Genomic DNA, 680 nt, shown 5'->3' with positions numbered 1-680 from the left:
TGACGGCGGTGCCGTGGGCCTGGTGCCAGGGGCGGGCGTCGGTCAGGGCGCGGGTCAGGGTCCAGTGGCCGAGGTCGGTGATGAGGCCGGTCTCTTCGGCCAGGGGGATGAAGGTGTCGGGGTCGATGGGGGTGCCGGTGCTGGTGGGGGTCCAGCGCAGGAGGGCTTCGACGGCGGTGGGGGCTCCGGTGTGCAGGTCGATGATGGGCTGGTAGGCGAGGGTCAGTTCGCCGCGGGTGGTGGCGTGGCGCAGGGCTGCGGCGAGGTGGATGTGGTGCAGGCGGGTGGTGCGCAGGTCGGGGGTGAAGCGGGTGGTGCGGTTCTTGCCGGTGGTTTTGGCGTGGTGGAGGGCGAGGTCGGCGTCGCGCAGGGCGTGGGTGGGGTTGTGGGTGGGGGTGTCGGCGAGCAGGCCGATGCTGGCGGTGAGGTGGAGTTCGCGGTCGTGGAGGTGGTAGGGGGAGGCGAGGGCGGCGTGGATGCGGTGGGCGAGGTGGTGGGCGGCCTGGGGGGTGGTGCGGGGGAGCAGGAGGGCGAATTCGTCGCCGCCGAGGCGGGCGAGGGTGGGGCGGTGCCCGTTGCGGTTGCCGCTGTTGTTGTCGCCTGCGGGGTTGTTGCTTTCGGGGTTGTTGCTTTCGGGGGTGTTGCTTTCGGGGGTGTCGGTGAGGGTGCGCAGGCGGCGG

1 protein-coding gene is annotated in these 680 nt (G+C 72.5%); it reads right to left on the bottom strand.

Going from position 1 to position 680, the window contains the following annotated elements:
• Positions 1–680, bottom strand: a 680-nt coding sequence (locus tag ACFOWE_RS31000) for an EAL domain-containing protein (protein ID WP_377294134.1), incomplete at both ends; no start/stop codon positions are given.

The sequence above is a fragment of the Planomonospora corallina genome (genome assembly GCF_042650625.1).
In the GTDB taxonomy this organism is placed as follows: Bacteria; Actinomycetota; Actinomycetes; order Streptosporangiales; family Streptosporangiaceae; genus Planomonospora_B; species Planomonospora_B corallina.
This window is presented reverse-complemented; position numbering and strand designations above follow the sequence as displayed.